This window comes from Halomonas elongata, assembly GCF_029081005.1.
In the GTDB taxonomy this organism is placed as follows: Bacteria; Pseudomonadota; Gammaproteobacteria; order Pseudomonadales; family Halomonadaceae; genus Halomonas; species Halomonas elongata_B.
Window position 1 is genome coordinate 1 of record NZ_JAJQTQ010000086.1, and the last position, 465, is coordinate 465.

The following is a 465-nucleotide window of genomic DNA, read 5'->3' on the forward strand; positions in this document are numbered from 1 at the left end:
GATCTGCGTAATAATCGCTGTTTTAAAGCTGCTTATAATGATGCTCTGTTAGAGCTTGATCGGGAAGATTTAAACGCCATTGTACAATGCACATTTCTTTTTGAGCCAAAACGAACATTAGCCGAACTTGATAAATTAATTAAAAAGATAGAAGTAGAAGAAGATTATGAGTTTTGTGTATCCCTTGATAAAGGTAAAGGATTACACGAAGTCAGAACATTTAAAAGTGAGCGTGAGGCGTTGGATGCTTATCGCATTTTGACTCTTTACGGATACACAGTAACTATAGAAAAGAAGGAGGGTAATGACTGACTATTCAAGGTGTGATCAGGTTGTTCCACCAACCTGATCACGTTATCGACAATCAAAACTGAATGAGGTTTTTAAATGTCAACGCGGCAGATCGTACAGCTTGCTGATTCCCTTGTCAAAGGCTGGGAAACCAGAATTCCGGCAATGAAATTT

1 protein-coding gene is annotated in these 465 nt (G+C 38.3%); it reads left to right on the forward strand.

Annotation, left to right across the window (positions count from 1 at the left end; genetic code table 11):
- On the forward strand, positions 1–312 hold a 312-nt coding region (locus tag LU493_RS19555), incomplete at its 5' end, for a hypothetical protein (RefSeq protein WP_275289471.1).
- Positions 313–465: the final 153 nt, after the last annotated feature.